Source organism: Micromonospora sp. USAFONa4, from assembly GCF_057197825.1.
Genome location: NZ_CM170072.1, coordinates 726,127 through 743,620, shown reverse-complemented (window position 1 = coordinate 743,620; position 17,494 = coordinate 726,127). Strand labels below are relative to the sequence as shown.

Genomic DNA, 17,494 nt, shown 5'->3' with positions numbered 1-17,494 from the left:
GTGGCCTGCAACAGCACCAGCCGGGCCGGCGACGGTGGGGTCGGATAGTCGCGCATCGTCGACCGGTTGTGGTTGTAGACGCGGTGGTACTGGTCGATCTGCTCGTCGTCGATGCCCGGGTACATCCCGTTGAACTTGATGAGTTTGTCGCGGAACTCGGCCATGTCCACCGGCTCGATCGCGCCCCGGTGGGCCGGGTCGTCGGTGCCCAGGGTGTCCAGCAGGACCACGCTCGACCCGGGATGCCCGGCGAGGGCCAGCCGGCGTCCCATCTCGTACGCGACCAGCCCTCCGTAGGAGAGCCCGGTCAGCACCACCGGCCCGTCCAGCAGGTGCGCGATCTGCCCCAGGTACGCCTCGGCCATCGCCTCCACGGTGGGCAGGAACTCCTCGCCCGGGTTCACCCCAGGGGACTGGATCCCGTACACGCCGAGGGACTCCGGGAGAGCCTTGGCCAGCGACAGGTAGCAGAACGCGGTGCCGCCGGCCGGGTGCACGCAGATGACCCGGCCGGCGCCGTCACCCGCCCGGAACTCGATCAGGTTGCTCGGCGGCCGGCCCGACGCGCCCCGCCGCAGCCGGCCGCCCAGCGCCTCGATGGTCGGGTGCAGCATGATCTCGTGGACCGGCAGCGGCTCGCCGAACGCCTCGCCGATCGCGTGGGCCAGCTTGATCGCCGAGATCGAGGTGCCACCCACGTCGAAGAACCGGTCGCCGATGCCGATCTGCGGGTGCAGCAGCAGGCGCTTCCAGATCTGGTAGAGGGTCAGCTCGATCTGGTCGCGCGGGCTGGCCAGGTTGACCTGCCAGGGCGCGCCGGTACGGGCCAGCCGCAGCACCTCGTCGCGGTCGAGCTTGCCGTTGGCGGTCAGCGGCAGTTGCGGCAGCTCCACGAAGAGCGACGGGATCATGTAGCCGGGCAACCGTCGCGACAGCGCTTCGCGCCACTCGCTGACCAGCAACGGCGCCGCCCCGTCCCGGGCGACCCCGGCGACCAGCCTCGGCTCCCCGGCCGGGTCCGAGTCGACCAGCACCGCCGCCTCGCGTACGTCCGGCCGGTCCCGCAGCGCGGCCTCGATCTCGCCCAGCTCGATGCGGAAGCCCCGGATCTTGACCTGGTTGTCGCGGCGGCCGAGGTACTCGATGTTCCCGTCGGGCAGCAGCCGGGCCAGGTCGCCGGTGCGGTAGAGCCGTTCCCCGGGCACGAACGGGTCGGGAACGAACCGCTCGGCGGTCGCCCCCGGCCGGCCCAGGTAGCCGCGGGCCACCCCGGCGCCACCGATGTGGATCTCGCCGGTGACCCCGACGGGCACCGGCTCCCGCCGCTCGTCGAGCAGGTAGATGCGGGTGTTGGCGATCGGCCGGCCGATCGGGCACCGCCGGGCGGACGGCTGCGGGTCGAGGTAGGCGGTGCTGTAGACGGTGGTCTCCGTCGGCCCGTACCCGTTGAGGACCCGCAGCCCGGGCAGGGCCTCCTGCATCCGGTGCAGGGCCTGCTCCGGCAGCGGTTCGACCCCGACCAGCAGCTGGCGCAGCGCCGATCCGGCCAGGCAGGTCGCCGGATCCTCGTCGATCCACCGGACGAAGGCCGGCGGCAGGTAGGCCTGCACGACGCGGTGCTCGCGCAGCCAGCCCATCAGCGCCGCCGGGTCGCCGCGCAGCTTTTCCGGTACGAGGTGCAGGGCCCCGCCCGTGGTCAGCGGCAGGAAGATCTCCTGCACCGAGACGTCGAAGCCGACGCTCGACCAGAGCGCCGCCGCCTCCCCCTCGGCGGCGCCGAGCCGCGACACCCAGTGGTCGAGCAGGTTCACGACGCCGCCGTGGGCGACCGCGACGCCCTTGGGGCGGCCCGTCGAGCCCGACGTGTAGATCACGTACGCCAGGTTGGCGGGGTGCACGACGACGCCGGGCGGACCGTCGTGGCGCCCCTCGGCCTCGACGGCGGCCAGGTCGTCCTCGCCGAGCACCAGGGCCGGCGCCGCGTCGGCGACCATGCCGGCGAGCCGCTCCGGCGGCAGGGCCGGGTCCAGCGGCAGGTAGGCGGCCCCGGCCTTGAGCACGCCCAGGATGGCGACGATCAGCCCGGCCGAGCGACGTGCGTGCAGGCCCACCACCTGGTCGCGGCGCACGCCCCGGGCGATCAGCGCGTGCGCCAGGCGGTTGGCCCGCCGCTCCAGCGTGGCGTAGTCCAGCCGCTCGTCGTCGTCGGCCACGGCGAGTGAGTCGGGGTGCCGCCGCGCCTGCGCCGCGATCCGCCGCACCACGTCCGCCGGGCCGGTGGGCGGTCGCGCGGTGCGGTTCCACTCGACCAGCAGGCGGTGCCGCTCGTCCGCACCGAGCAGCCGCAGCGCGCCGACCGGGGCCGACGGATCGGCCGCCACCTGGGCGAGCAGGCGGGCGAAGTGTCCGGCCAGCCGGGCGATCGTCGCGGCGTCGAAGAGGTCCGTGTTGTACTCGAAGATGACGTGCAGCTCGTCGGCGTGCTCCATCACCTCGACCGACAGGTCGAACTTGGCCGCGCCGGTGCTGCTCGACAGGGGCCGCAGCTCCAGGCCGGGCAGCTCCAGCCGGCCGCGCGGGATGTTCTGGAGCACCAGCATCACCTGGAACAGCGGCGAGTAGCTGGTGTGCCGCTCCGGGTTGAGCGCGTCCACGAGCTGCTCGAACGGCAGGTCGGGATGGGCGTACGCGTCGAGCAGGTGCCGGCGCACGTCGGCCAGCAGCGCCGCGAAGGACTGCCCCGGGTCCAGCCGGTTGCGGATCACCACCGTGTTCACGAAGTGGCCGATCAGGCCCTCCACGTCACGGTGGTTGCGGTTGGCGAACGGGGTGCCGACGCAGACGTCGTCCTGCCCGCTGTAGCGCCACAGCAGCACCGACAACGTGGCCATGAGCGTCATGAAGAGCGTCGCGTCGCCGGCCCGGCCCACCTCCCGCAGGCCCCGCAGCACCGCGGCGTCCACAGTCGTGCCGTGGGTCTCGCCCCGGTAGCGCTGCACCGCCGGGCGGGGCCGGTCGGTCGGCAGGGCGAGCAGCGCGGGCGCACCGGCCAGGGTCCGCGTCCAGTAGCCGAGCTGGCGCTCCAGCTCGCCGCCGCCGAGGTGCCGGCGCTGCCACAGCGTGTAGTCCGGGTACTGCACGGGCAGCTCGGCCAGCGCGGGAGCCTCGCCCCGCGCGTACGCGGCGTAGAGCGCGGTGACCTCGCCGATCAGGATGCCGACGGACCAGCCGTCGGCCACCATGTGGTGCACGGTGAGCAGCCAGCGGTGCTCGTCGGGGGCCAGCCGCAGCAGGGCGGTGCGGAGCAGCGGGCCGGCGGCCAGGTCGAACGGCGACCGCGCCTCGGCCTCGGCGGCCTCGTCGGCCCGGCGGAAGCGCTCCGGGCGGGGGAGCGCGGTGAGGTCCACGACCGGCAGGGCGACCGGCCCGGCCGGCCGCACCACCTGGCAGGGCTCCTCGTCGACGAGCGCGAAGACGGTACGCAGCGCCTCGTGCCGGCGCACCACCTCGGTCAGGGCGCGGGCCAGCGCCGGCACGTTCAGGGCGCCCACGACGTCGAACGCGACCGGGTTGTTGTAGAACGGGTTGCCGGGAGAGAGCTGGTCGAGGAACCAGAGCTGCCGTTGGGCGAACGCGACCGGCACCGGCGCGTCCGGTCGCGGCCGGCGGGGGATCGTGTCCGCGTCGGCGCCGGTCAGGATCGCGACCAGCTCCTCCTTGTGCGCCTTGAGGTCGGCCAGCAGGTCGGGCGTGAGGACCTCGCGGGAGCCCGTGAGGCGCAGCCGGTCGCCGTCGACCCGCAACCCGACCGCGTGCCGGTTGAGCGTGTCGAGCAGCTCGTAGGCGTTCACAGCTCGACCGTGATCGTGTCGGTGGCGGAGGCGTCGGGCGCGGCCGGTTCCGCCCCGGGACGGCCGCCGCCGAGCAGCGCGTACACCAGCCGGTGCGAGGGTTCCAGGTCGAACAGGGCGGGCAGCTCCGCTGTGTCCAGGGCTCCGACGCCGCACAGGCCGAGACCGTGCTCGGGGGCGGCCATCGTCAGCAGCTGGGCCATGGCGCCCGCCTCGATCGCGGTGAAGGTCGCACTCTGCTCCTGGTAGAGGGGCTCGATGGCCGCGCGCTGCGCCACGAGGAACAGCGCGAACGCGGCGGCCTCGAAGACCGGCCGGTTGACGAAGTAGTCGAAGGCGTCGGGGCTCAGCTCGCGGTCGCGACCGAGCGCCAGCAGCCGGTGCGCCGCAGGGTCGTGGTAGTACGCCCCGCCCGGCACCCCGTCGATGCGCCCCGCTCTGACCAGGACGTACGTCTGCACGGCGTAGGTGCCGCCGGCCGAGCCGTACTGGAACTTGGCCCGACCGTCGACCTCCCGCTGGGCGAGGGTGGCCAGCAACCCGCCGAGCGCCGCCGCCGGCAGCGGGTCCGCGGCGAAGCGGCGCACCGTGCGGTAGCCGGCGTAGCGCCGGTCGTACGCCGGGTCGGCCGGCGCGGTCAGCGTGACCGCCGGGGTGTCGGGCGCGAAGTCGCGACGGCCCCGCGCGTCCGAGGTGAACGCGGCGCGCGCGGCCGGGTCCTCGACCACCGTGACGGCCCGCTGCGCGGCCGCGACGACGGCCCGCTCGGCGGTGTGTTCGCGGAACATCCGCAGCAGGTCGGCGAGGGTCGGCTGGCGCATCAGCCGGGCCAGCTTCGGCCGGAAGCCCAACTCGCCGGAGAGGGCGTTCGCGATCCGGACGACGTCGATCGACGTGGCGCCGAGCATCAGCAGATTGGCGTCGGGCGCGACGACGGGCAGGTCGAGGATCTCGGTGACGATCTCGACCAGCCGGTTCTCGGCCGGGTCGGTGAGCACCGGCGCCTCGGCGACGGTCTCCGGCGACGGCTTCGGGTCGGGGAGCTGGCCTCGGTCGACCTTCCCGTTGGCCGACAGCGGCAGCGCGTCGAGGACGGTGAACGACGACGGCACCATGTACGCCGGCAGCCGCTGCTCCAGGTACGCGACGAGGGCGGCGGGCTCGGGCACGGGACCGTCCGGCACCACGTACGCGGCCAGCCGCTTCTCGCCCTGCGCCTGACCGAGCAGCCGCAGCGCGGCGGCGCGTACGCCCGGGTGGGCCTCCAACGCCGCCTCGATCTCGCCCAGCTCGATGCGGTAGCCGTGCACCTTGACCTGGCCGTCCTCGCGGCCGAGGAACTCGATCGTGCCGTCCGGGCGGAGCCGGCCCAGGTCGCCGGTGCGGTAGAGCCGCTCCCCGCTGACCGGGTGGACGACGAAGCTGGCCGCCGTCGCCGCCTCGTCGCGCCAGTAGCCCCGCGCCAGCCCGGCGCCGCTGATCCAGAGGTCGCCGGTGGCCCAGGTGGGCCGGGGACGCAGGGCGTCGTCCAGCACGTGGACCCCCTGGTGGGCCAGCGCCCGGCCGTAGGGGATGCTGCGCCAGGCCGGATCGACCTCGTCGACCGGGTGGTGGATGGACCAGATCGACGCCTCGGTGGCGCCGCCGAGGCTCTCGACCCGGATCCCCGGCAGCGCCTTGCGCAGCCGGTCGGGGAGGGTGAGCGGGATCCAGTCCCCGGAGAGCATGGCCAGCCGCAGCGACGCCGGCAGCGGATGGCCGGCGTCGGCGTCGTCGAGCAGCATGCCGGCCAGCGCCGGCACCGAGTTCCAGACGCTGACCCGGTGGGCGTGGGCCACCTCCCGCCAGTGGGCCGGATCGCGGGCCAGTTCCGGGTCGAGCGTCACGACCGCCGCGCCGGCCGCGAGGGTGCCGAAGATGTCGAAGACGGAGAGGTCGAAGCTGAGCGCGCTGACGGCCAGGACCCGGTCGGCCGGCCCCACGCCGAAACGCGCGTTGACGTCGAGCAGCGTGTTCACCGCACCGCGATGGTCGATCGTCACCCCCTTCGGCGTGCCGGTGGAGCCGGACGTGTAGATCACGTATGCGACGTCGGTCTCCGCCAGCTCGACCGGCCGCAGCGCCGGCCCGCCCGCACCGACGGCGGCCGCGTCCACCACCAGGCGCGCGACGCCCTCGGGCAGGGCCACCCGGTCCGACCCGGTCAGGACCAGCTCCGCCCCGGCCCGCTGGAGCACCCGGGCCACCCGCTCGGCCGGCCAGTCGGGGTCGAGCGGCAGGTACGCGCCCCCGGCGTGCAGGACCGCGAGGGTGGCGACGACCTGCTTCCAGCCCCGGTCGAGCAGCACCGCGACGAGCTGGCCGGGCCCGACGCCGTGGTCCTGGAGCCGCCCGGCCAGCTGCCGTGCCTCGACGCGTACGGTGGCGTGGTCCAGGTGCCGGTCCGGGGCGAGCACGGCGGGCGCGGCGGGGGTCGCCAGCGCCTGCCGGTCGACAAGCTCGTGCAGGAGCCCGCGATTGGCCGGCGGGGCCGCCGGCACCGGCGGGGCGAGCGGCCCGTCCAGCGTGCCGTGCCAGGCGTCCGGCTCCGCCAGCCGCCCGAGCAGCTCCCGGTACGCCGCGAACATCTCGGCGACCAGGCCGGCGGGGAAGAGCTCGTCGATGCTGTCCCAGTTGACGTGCAGCCGCCCGCCGGCCTCCAGGACCGTGTGGTCGATCCACACCTGCGGGGTCTGGGTGATGCCGTGCAGCACCTCGCCGCCGAGCGCCGCCGCGAGGCCGCTGTCGCCGACGTCGGGGGCCGATTCGGTGAGCGTGCTGTTGAAGACGACGGGCAGGGCCGCGTGGCGGGTGCCCCGGGCACGGGCGAGTTCGCGGTTGACCCGTACGCCGCTGACCGCCGAGTGGTCGATGTCCTGCCAGAGTTGCTCCTGCACCGCACGGGCCCGGGTCACGAAGTCGACCCCGGCCGCCACGTCGACCTCCAGCAGCACCAGCGACGTGAAGTCGCCGATCACCGCGTTGATGCCGGGATGCAGCGGCAGCCGGTTGAACAGCGGCAGGCTCAGCGTGAACCGCGACTGGCGGCTCCACCGGGCCAGCACCTGCGCGAACGCGGTCACCAGCAGCACCGACGGGGTCACCTGGTGCCGGCCGGCGAGCGCCTTCAGCCGGCTCCAACGCTCCGCCGGCACCACCTCGTCGTAGCGGGTGAAGCGCGGCCGTTCGACGCTCTCCGGCTGCCGTTCCAGCGGGAGCTGTGGCGCGGGGGCCAGCGTGCCGACCCGCTCCCGCCAGTAGTCGAGGGCCCGCTCGTAGCGTGGCGTGCGCCGCAGGGCCCGTTCGGCCAGGACGTAGTCGCGGAAGGTCACCGCGAGCGGCGGCAGGTCGACGTCCGGGTCGGCGTAGAGCAGCGCCAGCTCGTGTTCCAGGATCTGCCCGCTGGCCGCGTCGAGGATCAGCGCGTCGAGGCTGACGTGCAGCCGCGCCTCGCCGTCGAGCAGCGTCACCGCGAACTCGAACAGCGGCCAGCGGCCGGCGTCGAACACCTGGTGGGACATCCGCTCGCGGGTCTCGGCCAGGCGGGTGGCGGCGGTCCGTGGGTCGAGCCCGCGCAGGTCCTGCCGGGCCATCGCGTAGCGCGGCACGTTCGGCAGGACCCGCTGGACGCCGTCGTGGAAGACCGCGCGGAGCATGTCGTGGCGGTCGACCAGCCGGTGCAGCGCCCGGGTGAAGCGCTCCTCGTCGAAGTCGCGCAGCCGCAGCTCGCTGTAGCCGTGCGCGCCGACGCCGCCGAGCTCGATGGTGGACCCGCGGCCCACCCAGTAGGCCTCCTGGATGTCGGTGAGCGGGAACGGCTCGTACCGGCCGGCGGGATCTGCGACGAGCGACGGGAGGGCGTCGACGGCGGGGGAGCCGGGCCCCGCCAGCTCGGCTGCCAGGTCGGCCAGGACCGGCTTCCGGAAGAGGGTACGCAGCGACAGCCGCGCCGACATCCGCTCGTTGATCGCGTGCACGAGCCGGGTCGCCAGCAGCGAGTGGCCGCCCAGCGCGAAGAAGTCGTCGTGCGCGCCGACCCGGTCGCGGCGCAGCACCTCGGCCCAGATGGCGGCCATCCGGGCCTCCCGGTCGTCGCGCGGCGCGACGTAGGCGGTGGCGACGTCGGCCTGCTCCGGCGCGCGCAGGGCCCGCCGGTCCAGCTTGCCGTTGGCCGTCAGCGGCAGCCGCTCCAGCACCACCCAGCGGGTCGGCACCAGGTGCTCGGGCAGCCGGCGCCGCAACTGCTCGCGGGCCGCCTCGGCGGTGACGTCGCCGACCAGGTAGCCGACCAGGTGCGGGTCGCCGGGGGTGTCCTCGCGCAGCAGCACGGCCGCCTCGCGTACGTCCGGAACGTGCCGCAGGGCGCTCTCCACCTCGCCCGGCTCGACCCGGAATCCGCGCACCTTGACCTGGTCGTCGGCGCGCCCGACGAACTCGATGGTCCCGTCGGCCCGGCGGCGGACCAGGTCCCCGCTGCGGTACATCCGCTCGCCCGGCCCGGCGAACGGGTCCGGCAGGAACCGCGCCGCGGTCGCCGCCGGCCGGTTGAGGTAGCCGCGCGCCAGGCCGGATCCGCCGATGTAGAGCTCGCCGAGCACGCCCGCCGGCACCGGCTCGCACCGCTCGTCGAGCACGTAGAGCCGGGCGTTGGCGATCGGCCGGCCGATCGGCGGCAGGGCCGGCCAGTCGGCCGCCGCCTCGGTGGCCAGCGCGAACTGGCTGACCACGTGGGTCTCGGTCGGGCCGTACTGGTTGTAGAGGTACCGGCCGCCCAGCCCCACCACCAGGGCCCGGAGGTCGTCGTTGACCCGCAGCGCCTCGCCGGCGGTGACGATCTCGCAGCCGGGCGCGAGCGGGGCGACGGCCCCGGTGAGACCGGCCAACTGGTGCAGCACGGCCGCCGGCAGGAACGCCCGCCGTACGCCCTGCTCCGCCAGGACGTGGCGCAGCCGGCCCAGGTCCCGGCCGCTTTCCTCGCCGATCAGCACCAGCGTGCCGCCCTGGCAGAGGGTGCTCCAGATCTCCTGCGCGGAGACGTCGAAGCCGATCGAGGCGAACTGGAGCACCCGTTGCGGCGCGGGGCTGCCCGGCGCGGCGTAGCGGAGCTGCCAGTCGATCAGGTTGTCCAGGCACCGCCAGGTCTGCGCCACGCCCTTGGGCCGGCCGGTGGAGCCGGAGGTGTGGATGACGTAGGCGAGGTGGTCGGGCCGGGTGCCGGGGTCGGGGCTGGTGGTGGGCCGGTCCGCCCAGCGGTGTGCGTCGGTGTCGAGGTCGACGAGGGGCGCGTCGGTGAGGCCGTCGAGGGTGGCGCGGGTCGCGGCGTGGGCGAGGACGGCGACCGGGGCGCCGTCGGCCAGCAGGTGCCGCAGGCGTTCGGCGGGGTGGGCCGGGTCAAGGGGCAGGTACGCGCCGCCGGCCCGGGCGACGGCCAGGAGCACGACGATCAGCTCCGGCGACCTGCGCAGGCAGACCGCGACGAGGGTGTCGGGGCCGACGCCGTGCGCGCGCAGGTGGTGGGCGAGCCGGTTGGCGCGCGCGTCGAGGTCGCGGTAGGTGAGCGACGTGCCCTCGAAGGTGACCGCCACCGCCTCGGGGGCCGCGGCGACCCGCTCCGCGAGGCGGGCGACGACGCCCTTGTCCACCGGCGACGGCTCGGCCTGGCGCAGCGCCTGCTCCCGTTCCCGTTCGTCGAGCAGGGTCAGCCGGTCGATGGGCTGGTCTGGGTGGGCGACGAGTTGGGTGAGGACGTGGCGCAGGTAGCGGATGTGTCGCTGGGCGGTGGCGGTGTCGAAGAGTGCGGTGGCGTACTCGAGGCTGCCGGTGATGCGGCCGTCGTGCTCGGCGAGGGCGAGGGTGAGGTCGAACTTGGCCGTGCTGTGGGGCGGCGGCAGGGCGGTGACCCGCAGGCCCGGGAGGCTCAGCTCGCCGTCGTCGGTGTTCTGCCAGGCGAACATGACCTGGAAGAGGGGGGTGTGGGCGAGGTTGCGGGTGGGGTTGACGGCTTCGACGACGTGTTCGAAGGGGAGGTCCTGGTGGTCGAGGGTGGTGAGGGTGAGGTCGCGGACGCGGTGTAGGAGTTGGGTGGTGGTGGGGTGGTCGGTGAGGTCGATGCGCAGGGCGAGGGTGTTGACGAAGAAGCCGATGAGGTTTTCGAGTTCGGCGCGGCGGCGGTTGGCGGTGGGGGTGCCGATGATGAGGTCGTGTTGGCCGGTGAGGCGGGACAGGACGATGGCCCAGGCGGTGAGCAGGGTCATGTAGAGGGTGGTGCCGTGGTTGGTGGTGAGGGTTTTGAGGGCGGTGGTGAGGTGGGTGTCGAGGGTGATGGGGAGGTGGGCGCCGTGGTGGTCCTGTTCGGTGGGTCGGGGTCGGTCGGTGGGTAGGTGCAGGAGGGTGGGTGCGTCGGCGAGGATCTGGCGCCAGTGGGTTTCCTGGCGTTGGAGGGTGTCGTCGGTGAGCCATTGGCGTTGCCAGGCGGCGTAGTCGGCGTATTGCACGGGCAGGGGTGGCAGGGGGTCGGGTTGGCCGTGGTGGTGCGCGGCGTAGAGCACCCCCAGCTCACGGGTCAGGACGCCGATGGACCAGCCGTCGGACACGACGTGGTGCATGGTGACGAGCAGGACGTGCCGGTCCGGGGCGAGGGTGACCAGGCGGCCCCGGATCAGGGGACCGGTGGTCAGGTCGAACGGGGCCGTGAACTCCTCGTCCTGGAGCCGGGCCAGCCGGGCGGCGGCGTCGGGCGCCCCGGTGAGGTCGTGCGTGTGCAGGGTGAAGCCGGTGCCGGGCGGGTCGACGTGCTGGTGGACGTCGGAGCCGGCGGGCACGAGCCGGGTGCGCAGGGCCTCGTGCCGGGCGACCAGGGCGTCCAGGGCCGCCCGCAGCGCCTCGTGGTCGAGCCAGCCGGCCAACTCCAGGGCGAGGGGCATGTGGTAGGCGTGGCCGAGACCGCCGAGGTGTTCCAGGAACCACAGCCGCCGCTGCGCGAAGGAGGGCTCCAGCGCGCCGGCCCGGTCGACCGGGCGGATCGGGGGCAGCACGTCGCGGCCGTCCGGCGTGAGCCGGGCGACGAAGGCGGCGAGGACCGGCGCCGCGAAGAGCGCCGCCGGGGAGACCTCCCGCCCCAGCACCTGACGGATCCTGGAGACCAGCCGCATGGCAAGCAGCGAGTGGCCGCCCAGGGCGAAGAAGTCGTCGTGCCGGCCGACCCGCTCGATCCCCAGCACCTCGGCCCAGACGCCGGCGACCATGGTCTCCAGCAGGCCGACCGGCTCGACATGCCCGCGCTGACCGAAGGCCTCCCCGTCCGGTGCCGGCAGCGCCGCCCGGTCGAGCTTGCCGTTGGGCGTCAGCGGCCACGCGGCCAGCCGGACGTACGCCGACGGCACCATGTGCTCCGGCAGCTGGGCGGCGAGCCGGTCCCGCAGCCGCGCGGCGTCCGGCGCCTCTGCGCCCAGCACGTACGCGACGAGCCGCTGCTGGCCGCCGGCGTCGGGGCGCGCCACGACGACGGCCTCGCGGACGCCCTCGGTCGCCGCCAGCCGCGACTCGATCTCGCCCAGCTCGACGCGGAAGCCCCGGATCTTCACCTGGAAGTCGTCGCGGCCCAGGAACTCCAGTCCCCCGTCCGGCAGGCGTCTGCCCAGGTCACCGGTGCGGTAGAGCCGCTCGCCCGGCACGAACGGGTTGGCGCGGAAGCGCCGCGCGGTCAGCTCGGGCCGGTTCAGGTAGCCGCGCGCCACGCCCGCGCCGCCGACGTGGATCTCGCCGACCACCCCGTCCGGCACCGGCTCGCCCTCGGCGTCCAGCAGGTAGACGCGCACGTTCGGCAGCGGCCGGCCGATCGGCAGGCAGGTCGCCCCGGCGAGGCCGTCCGTCGGCAGCACGTGGCAGGTGCTGTCGACGGCCGCCTCGGTCACGCCGTACGCGTTGACGATCCGCACCCCCGGCCCGCACAGGGCGCGCAGCCGGGCGGCGTCGGCGGCGGTCCAGGCGTCCGAGCCGCAGACCACCGTCTCCAACCCGGCGAGGCTCCCGCCGGTCGACTCCAGGTGCTCCAGCAGCGGGTTGAGCACGGCCGGCACGAAGTCGGCGAAGTCCGCGTCGTGGCGGCGCAGCAGGGCGTAGAGGCCCGCGCTGTCCAGCAGCAGCGGGCGCGGGCAGAGCACCAACCGCCCGCCGAAGCCGAGCGCCCGCACCACGTCGGCGGTGAAGACGTCGAAGGAGAAGCTTGCCATCTGCAGGTGCACCAGGCCGGGCCGCAGGTCGAACAGGCGTTCCCAGGCGGCGGCGACGGCCACCAGCTGCCGGTGCTCCACCAGCACCCCGTTGGCCGTGCCGGAGGTGCCGGACGTGTAGATGACGTACGCCAGGTGGTGCGCGCCCAGCCCGTCGACCAGCGGGTCGGTCACCGGCAGCTCCGCCCAGGCCGCCGCGTCGAGATCCAGGTCGACCACCGGGGTGTCGAGCCCGGCCAGCGCGGCGCGCAACCGCTCGCGGGCCGGGCCGTGGGTCAGCGCCGCCACCGGGGCGCTGTCGCGCAGCATGGCGGCGAGCCGTTCGGCCGGGTACGCCGGGTCGAGCGGGAGGTAGGCGCCGCCGGCCTTGAGGACGGCCAGCAGGCACACCACCGTCTCCGGTGACCGCTCGACGCAGATCGCCACGATCCGGTCCGGCCCGACGCCCCGGGCGCGCAGGTGGTGGGCGAGCCGGTTGGCCCGCGCGTTCAACTCGCCGTAGGTGAGCCGCTCGTCGCCGTCGACGAGGGCCACCGCCTGCGGGTCGCGGGCCGCCCGGGCCTCGACGAGGTGGTGCACCAGGCGCCCCGACGGGTACGCCACGGTGGCGTCGTTGCCCTCCTCGACGAGCCGGCACCGCTCGGCGGGGGGCAGCACGTCGAGCCCGCCCACCGGCGCGTCCGGCGCCCGCTCCAGCGCGTCGGCCAGCGTCTCCAGGGCCCGTTCGACCATCGCGCAGACCCGGTCGGGCGCCACCCCGGCCGCGGCGGCGACGGTCAGCGCCACGTCGTCGCGCAGGTCGTCGACGTCCAGCGCGAGCGGGTAGTTGCCGTGCTCCTGCGCGGCCAGGTAGGTCAGGTCGTCCGCGTCGGGTTCCGGCGCGGGGGCGTCCGACTCGGCCAGCACCTCGGCGTGCCGGTAGTTCAGCAGGGCGGTGAAGAGCGGCGCCGGCGGCGCGACCCCGCTGCACGACTGGGCCAGCGCCAGTGACGCGTGCTCGTGCCGGATCAGCCCGGTCAGCGCCTCGTGGGTGCGCAGCACGCACTCCGTGGCGCCGGTGGCGTCGAGGGTGACCCGCAGCGGGAGCGTGTTGAGGAAGGGCCCGAGGACGCGGTCGCTGCCCGCGCCGGCGTCCATCCGGCCGGAGAGCACGGTGCCGAAGACCACGTCCCGGCGCCCGGCGGCCCGGGCCAGCACCTGCCCCCAGGCGACGTGGAAGAGGCTGGTCACCCCGACCTGGAGGGCCTGGGCCCGCTGCCGCAGCCGCCGCGTCAGCTCCGGCCCGAGCCAGACCCGCGCGTCGCGCATGCCGTGCCCGTCGCCGTGGATGTCCCGCAGGCCGAAGGGCACGGTCGGGCTGTCCACGCCGGAGAGCATCCGGCGGAAGAAGGTTTCCTGCTCGGCCCGGTCGACGCCGCGCCGGATCCGGGCCACGAAGTCGCGGAACGGCAGCGGCGGCGGCAGCCGGTCGCCCTCGCCGGCCAGGTACGCGCGGACCTCGGCCCGCAACTGCTTGAGCGAGGTGTTGTCGTCGACGATGTGGTGGATCAGCTCCACGGCCAGCCACCCGCCGTCGCGCGGGTCCCGCGCGACCAGCAGCCGCAGCAGGGGGGCCTGGTCGAGGGGGAGGCGGGCGTACCGCCGGTCGACGTGCTCGCGGAGCTGCCGCAGCGGGTCGTCGCCCGCCGCGTCGAGCGGAACCTCCTCCACGGGCAGGGGCGCCCGGCGCCACACCACCTGTACCGGCTCGTTGATCCCGTGCCACACCACCCCGGTGCGCAGCACGTCGTGCCGGGCGACCACCGCCTCCAGCGCGGCGGCGTAGCGGTCCAGCCGGTCCCGGTCGGCGAAGCGCAGGACCGTGGTCACCAGGTAGGGGTCGCGGTCGCTGGCCATCAGGTGGTGGAAGAGCATCCCCTCCTGCACCGGGGCCAGCGGGTAGACGTCCTGCACGTTCGGCGCCCCGCCGGACACGGTGGCGACGACCGCGTCGATCTCCGGCTGGCTCAGCTCCACCAGCGCCAGCAGGTCCGGGGTGATCCGGTCGCAGCCGGCCGGGATCGGCTCCGGCGTCGCGTCGGCCCGGTCCGCGCCGGCACCCAGGGCGGCGGCCAGGTCGGCCAGGACCGGCGAGGCGAAGAGCGCGCGTACGTCGGCGGAGAGGCCCTGGCGGCGCATCCGTTCGAGCACCCGCAGGGCCAGCAGCGAGTGCCCGCCCAGCGCGAAGAAGTTGTCGTGCCGCCCGACCCGCTCGACGCCGAGCACCTCGGCCCAGATGGCGGCGAGGGCGGTCTCCGTCGGACCGACCGGCTCGGCGTAGTGGCGGGCGGCGAAGGCGGACCCGTCGGGTGCGGGCAGCGCCCGGTGGTCGAGCTTGCCGTTGGGCGTGAGCGGCCACTCGGCGACCCGCACGTACGCGGCCGGGACCATGTGCTCCGGCAGGACGCCGGCCAGCCGGGTACGCAGCGCCTCGGCCGTCAGCCGGCGCACGGACGCGGTGTAGTAGCCGACCAGGCGGGGCTCGCCCGTGGCGTCGGTCGTGACCGTCACCACCGCGTCGCGTACGCCGGGACAGGCGGCCAGCCGGGCCTCGATCTCGCCCAGCTCGACGCGGTAGCCACGGATCTGCACCTGGGAGTCGTTGCGGCCCAGGTACTCGAGACCGCCGTCGGGGCGGTGGCGCACGAGGTCACCGGTGGCGTAGAGCCGGTCCCCCGCGACGAACGGGCTGGGCCGGAAGCGTTCGGCGGTCAGCGCGGGACGGTTGAGGTAGCCGCGCGCGACCCCCGCGCCACCGACGTGGAGCTCGCCGACGACCCCGGGCGGCACCGGTTCCCCCCGCCCGTCGAGCACGTAGAGCCGCAGGTCCCCGATGGGTCGCCCGATCGGGCTGACGCCGGGTCGTTCGGTGTCGGCCGGGGTCAACGGCCGGTGGGTCACGTGCACGGTGGTCTCGGTGATGCCGTACATGTTGACCAGTTCGGTGCGCCCGTTGCGCGCGTCCGCGTACCACGGCCGCAGCATCGTCGGGTCCAGCGCCTCGCCCCCGAAGACCACCGTACGCAGCCGGTGCGCCCGCGCGCTGTCGGCCTGCGCGGCGATCAGGCTGCGGAACGCGCTGGGGGTCTGGTTGAGGACGGTGACGCCCTCGTCGCAGAGGAGCTGGTGGAAGTCGGCGGGGGAGCGGGCGACCAGCCGGGGGACGATCACCAGCCGGCCGCCGTGCAGCAGCGCCCCCCAGATCTCCCAGACGGAGAAGTCGAACGCGAAGGAGTGGAAGAGGCTCCACACGTCCGTCGGGCCGAAGCCGAACCACCCGGCCGTGGCGGAGAAGAGCCGCACCACGTTGGCGTGCTCGACCATGACGCCCTTGGGTCGGCCGGTGGAGCCGGAGGTGTAGATGACGTAGGCGAGGTGGTCGGGCCGGGTGCCGGGGTCGGGACTGGTGGTGGGCCGGTCCACCCAGCGGTGTGCGTCGGTGTCGAGGTCGACGAGGGGCGCGTCGGTCAGGCCGTCGAGGGTGGCGCGGGTCGCGGCGTGGGCGAGGACGGCGACCGGGGCGCTGTCGCCGAGCAGTTCGCCGAGGCGCTCCGCCGGATGGGCGGGGTCGAGCGGCACGTACGCGCCGCCGGCCTTGAGCACGGCCAGCAGGGCGACGACCAGCTCGGGTGAGCGTTCCAGGCAGACCGCGACGAGGGTGTCGGGGCCGACGCCGTGCGCGCGCAGGTGGTGGGCGAGCCGGTTGGCGCGCGCGTCGAGGTCGCGGTAGGTGAACGACGTGCCCTCGAACGTCAGGGCCACCGCGTCGGAGGCCGCGGCGACCCGCTCCGCGAACAGCCCGGGGATCGTCCGCCCGGCCGGGTACGCGGTCGCGTCGCCCCAGGCGGCGAGGAGTTCGCGGCGCTCCGCCGGGTCGAGCAGCGCCAGCCGGTCGATCGGCCGGTCGGGGTGGGCGACGAGTTGGGTGAGGACGTGGCGCAGGTAGCGGATGTGCCGCTGGGCGGTGGCGGTGTCGAAGAGCGCGGTGGCGTACTCGAGGCTGCCGGTGATGCGGCCGTCGTGCTCGGCCAGGGCGAGGGTGAGGTCGAACTTGGCGCTGGTCCACGGGCTGCGCAGCGCGGTCACCTCGACACCCGGCAGGTCCAGGTCCACGTCCTCGTTGTTCTGCCAGGCGAACATGACCTGGAAGAGGGGGGTGTGGGCGAGGTTGCGGGTGGGGTTGACGGCTTCGACGACGTGTTCGAAGGGGAGGTCTTGGTGGTCGAGGGTGGTGAGGGTGAGGTCGCGGACGCGGTGTAGGAGTTGGGTGGTGGTGGGGTGGTCGGTGAGGTCGATGCGTAGCGCGAGGGTGTTGACGAAGAAGCCGATGAGGTTTTCGAGTTCGGCGCGGCGGCGGTTGGCGGTGGGGGTGCCGATGATGAGGTCGTGTTGGCCGGTGAGGCGGGACAGGACGATGGCCCAGGCGGTGAGCAGGGTCATGTAGAGGGTGGTGCCGTGTTGGGTGGTGAGGGTTTTGAGGGCGGTGGTGAGGTGGGTGTCGAGGGTGATGGGGAGGTGGGCGCCGTGGTGGTCCTGTTCGGTGGGTCGGGGTCGGTCGGTGGGTAGGTGCAGGAGGGTGGGTGCGTCGGCGAGAGTCTGGCGCCAGTGGGTTTCCTGGCGTTGGAGGGTGTCGTCGGTGAGCCATTGGCGTTGCCAGGCGGCGTAGTCGGCGTACTGCACGGGCAGCGGTGGCAACGGATCCGGCCGACCGTCGTGGAAGGCGGCGTAGAGCACCCCCAGCTCACGGGTCAGGACCCCCAGCGACCAGCCGTCGGAGACGATGTGGTGCATCGTGAGCAGGAGCACGTGCCGGTCTGGGGCGAGAGCGACGAGGCGGCCCCGGAACAGCGGGCCGGCCGCCAGGTCGAACGGGGCGGTGCTCTCCTCCTGCTGGAGCCGGGCCAGGGCGGCGGCAGCGTCGGCGTGCCCGGCCAGGTCGTCGAGCCGGAGCGGGAACGCGGCCCCGGGCGGGTCGACGCGTTGGGCCGCCTCGGCGCCGTCGGGCACGATGCGGGTACGCAGGACCTCGTGCCGGGCGACCAGGGCGTCCAGGGCCGCCCGCAGCGCCTCGTGGTCGAGCCGGCCGTCGAGCTGGAGGGCGAGGGGCATGTGGTAGGCGTGACCGACCCTGCCGAGGCGTTCCAGGAACCACAACCGCCGCTGCGCGAAGGAGAGCGGCAGGAGGCCGGAGCGGTCCGGCAGGCGCTCGACCTCGGCGGGTGTCCGTGCCGCCGGGACGCGACCGGAGGCCGGAACACGGGTCGATTTGTCGTCCGGCAAGTGCGCCCCCTCGATCGCCCGACGGCCCGTCGCGCCACCTGACTGCGCCACCTG

General features: G+C 74.6%; 2 protein-coding genes (1 of these 2 cut by a window edge). Both read right to left on the bottom strand.

Features of this window, described 5'->3' with window-relative positions; genetic code table 11:
- A protein-coding gene (locus AC0OO9_RS02890) for a non-ribosomal peptide synthetase (RefSeq protein ID WP_484515334.1) crosses the window boundary here: on the bottom strand, positions 1-3,851 show its 5' portion. It extends 208 nt beyond the left edge of the window; only the first 3,851 of its 4,059 coding nucleotides appear in the window; its start codon is at positions 3,849-3,851; the stop codon falls past the left edge of the window.
- Complete coding sequence (locus tag AC0OO9_RS02885) at positions 3,848-17,440, bottom strand: amino acid adenylation domain-containing protein (protein WP_484515332.1); 13,593 nt, start codon at positions 17,438-17,440, stop codon at positions 3,848-3,850. Before AC0OO9_RS02885 ends, AC0OO9_RS02890 begins: the two co-directional genes overlap by 4 nt.
- Positions 17,441-17,494: the final 54 nt, after the last annotated feature.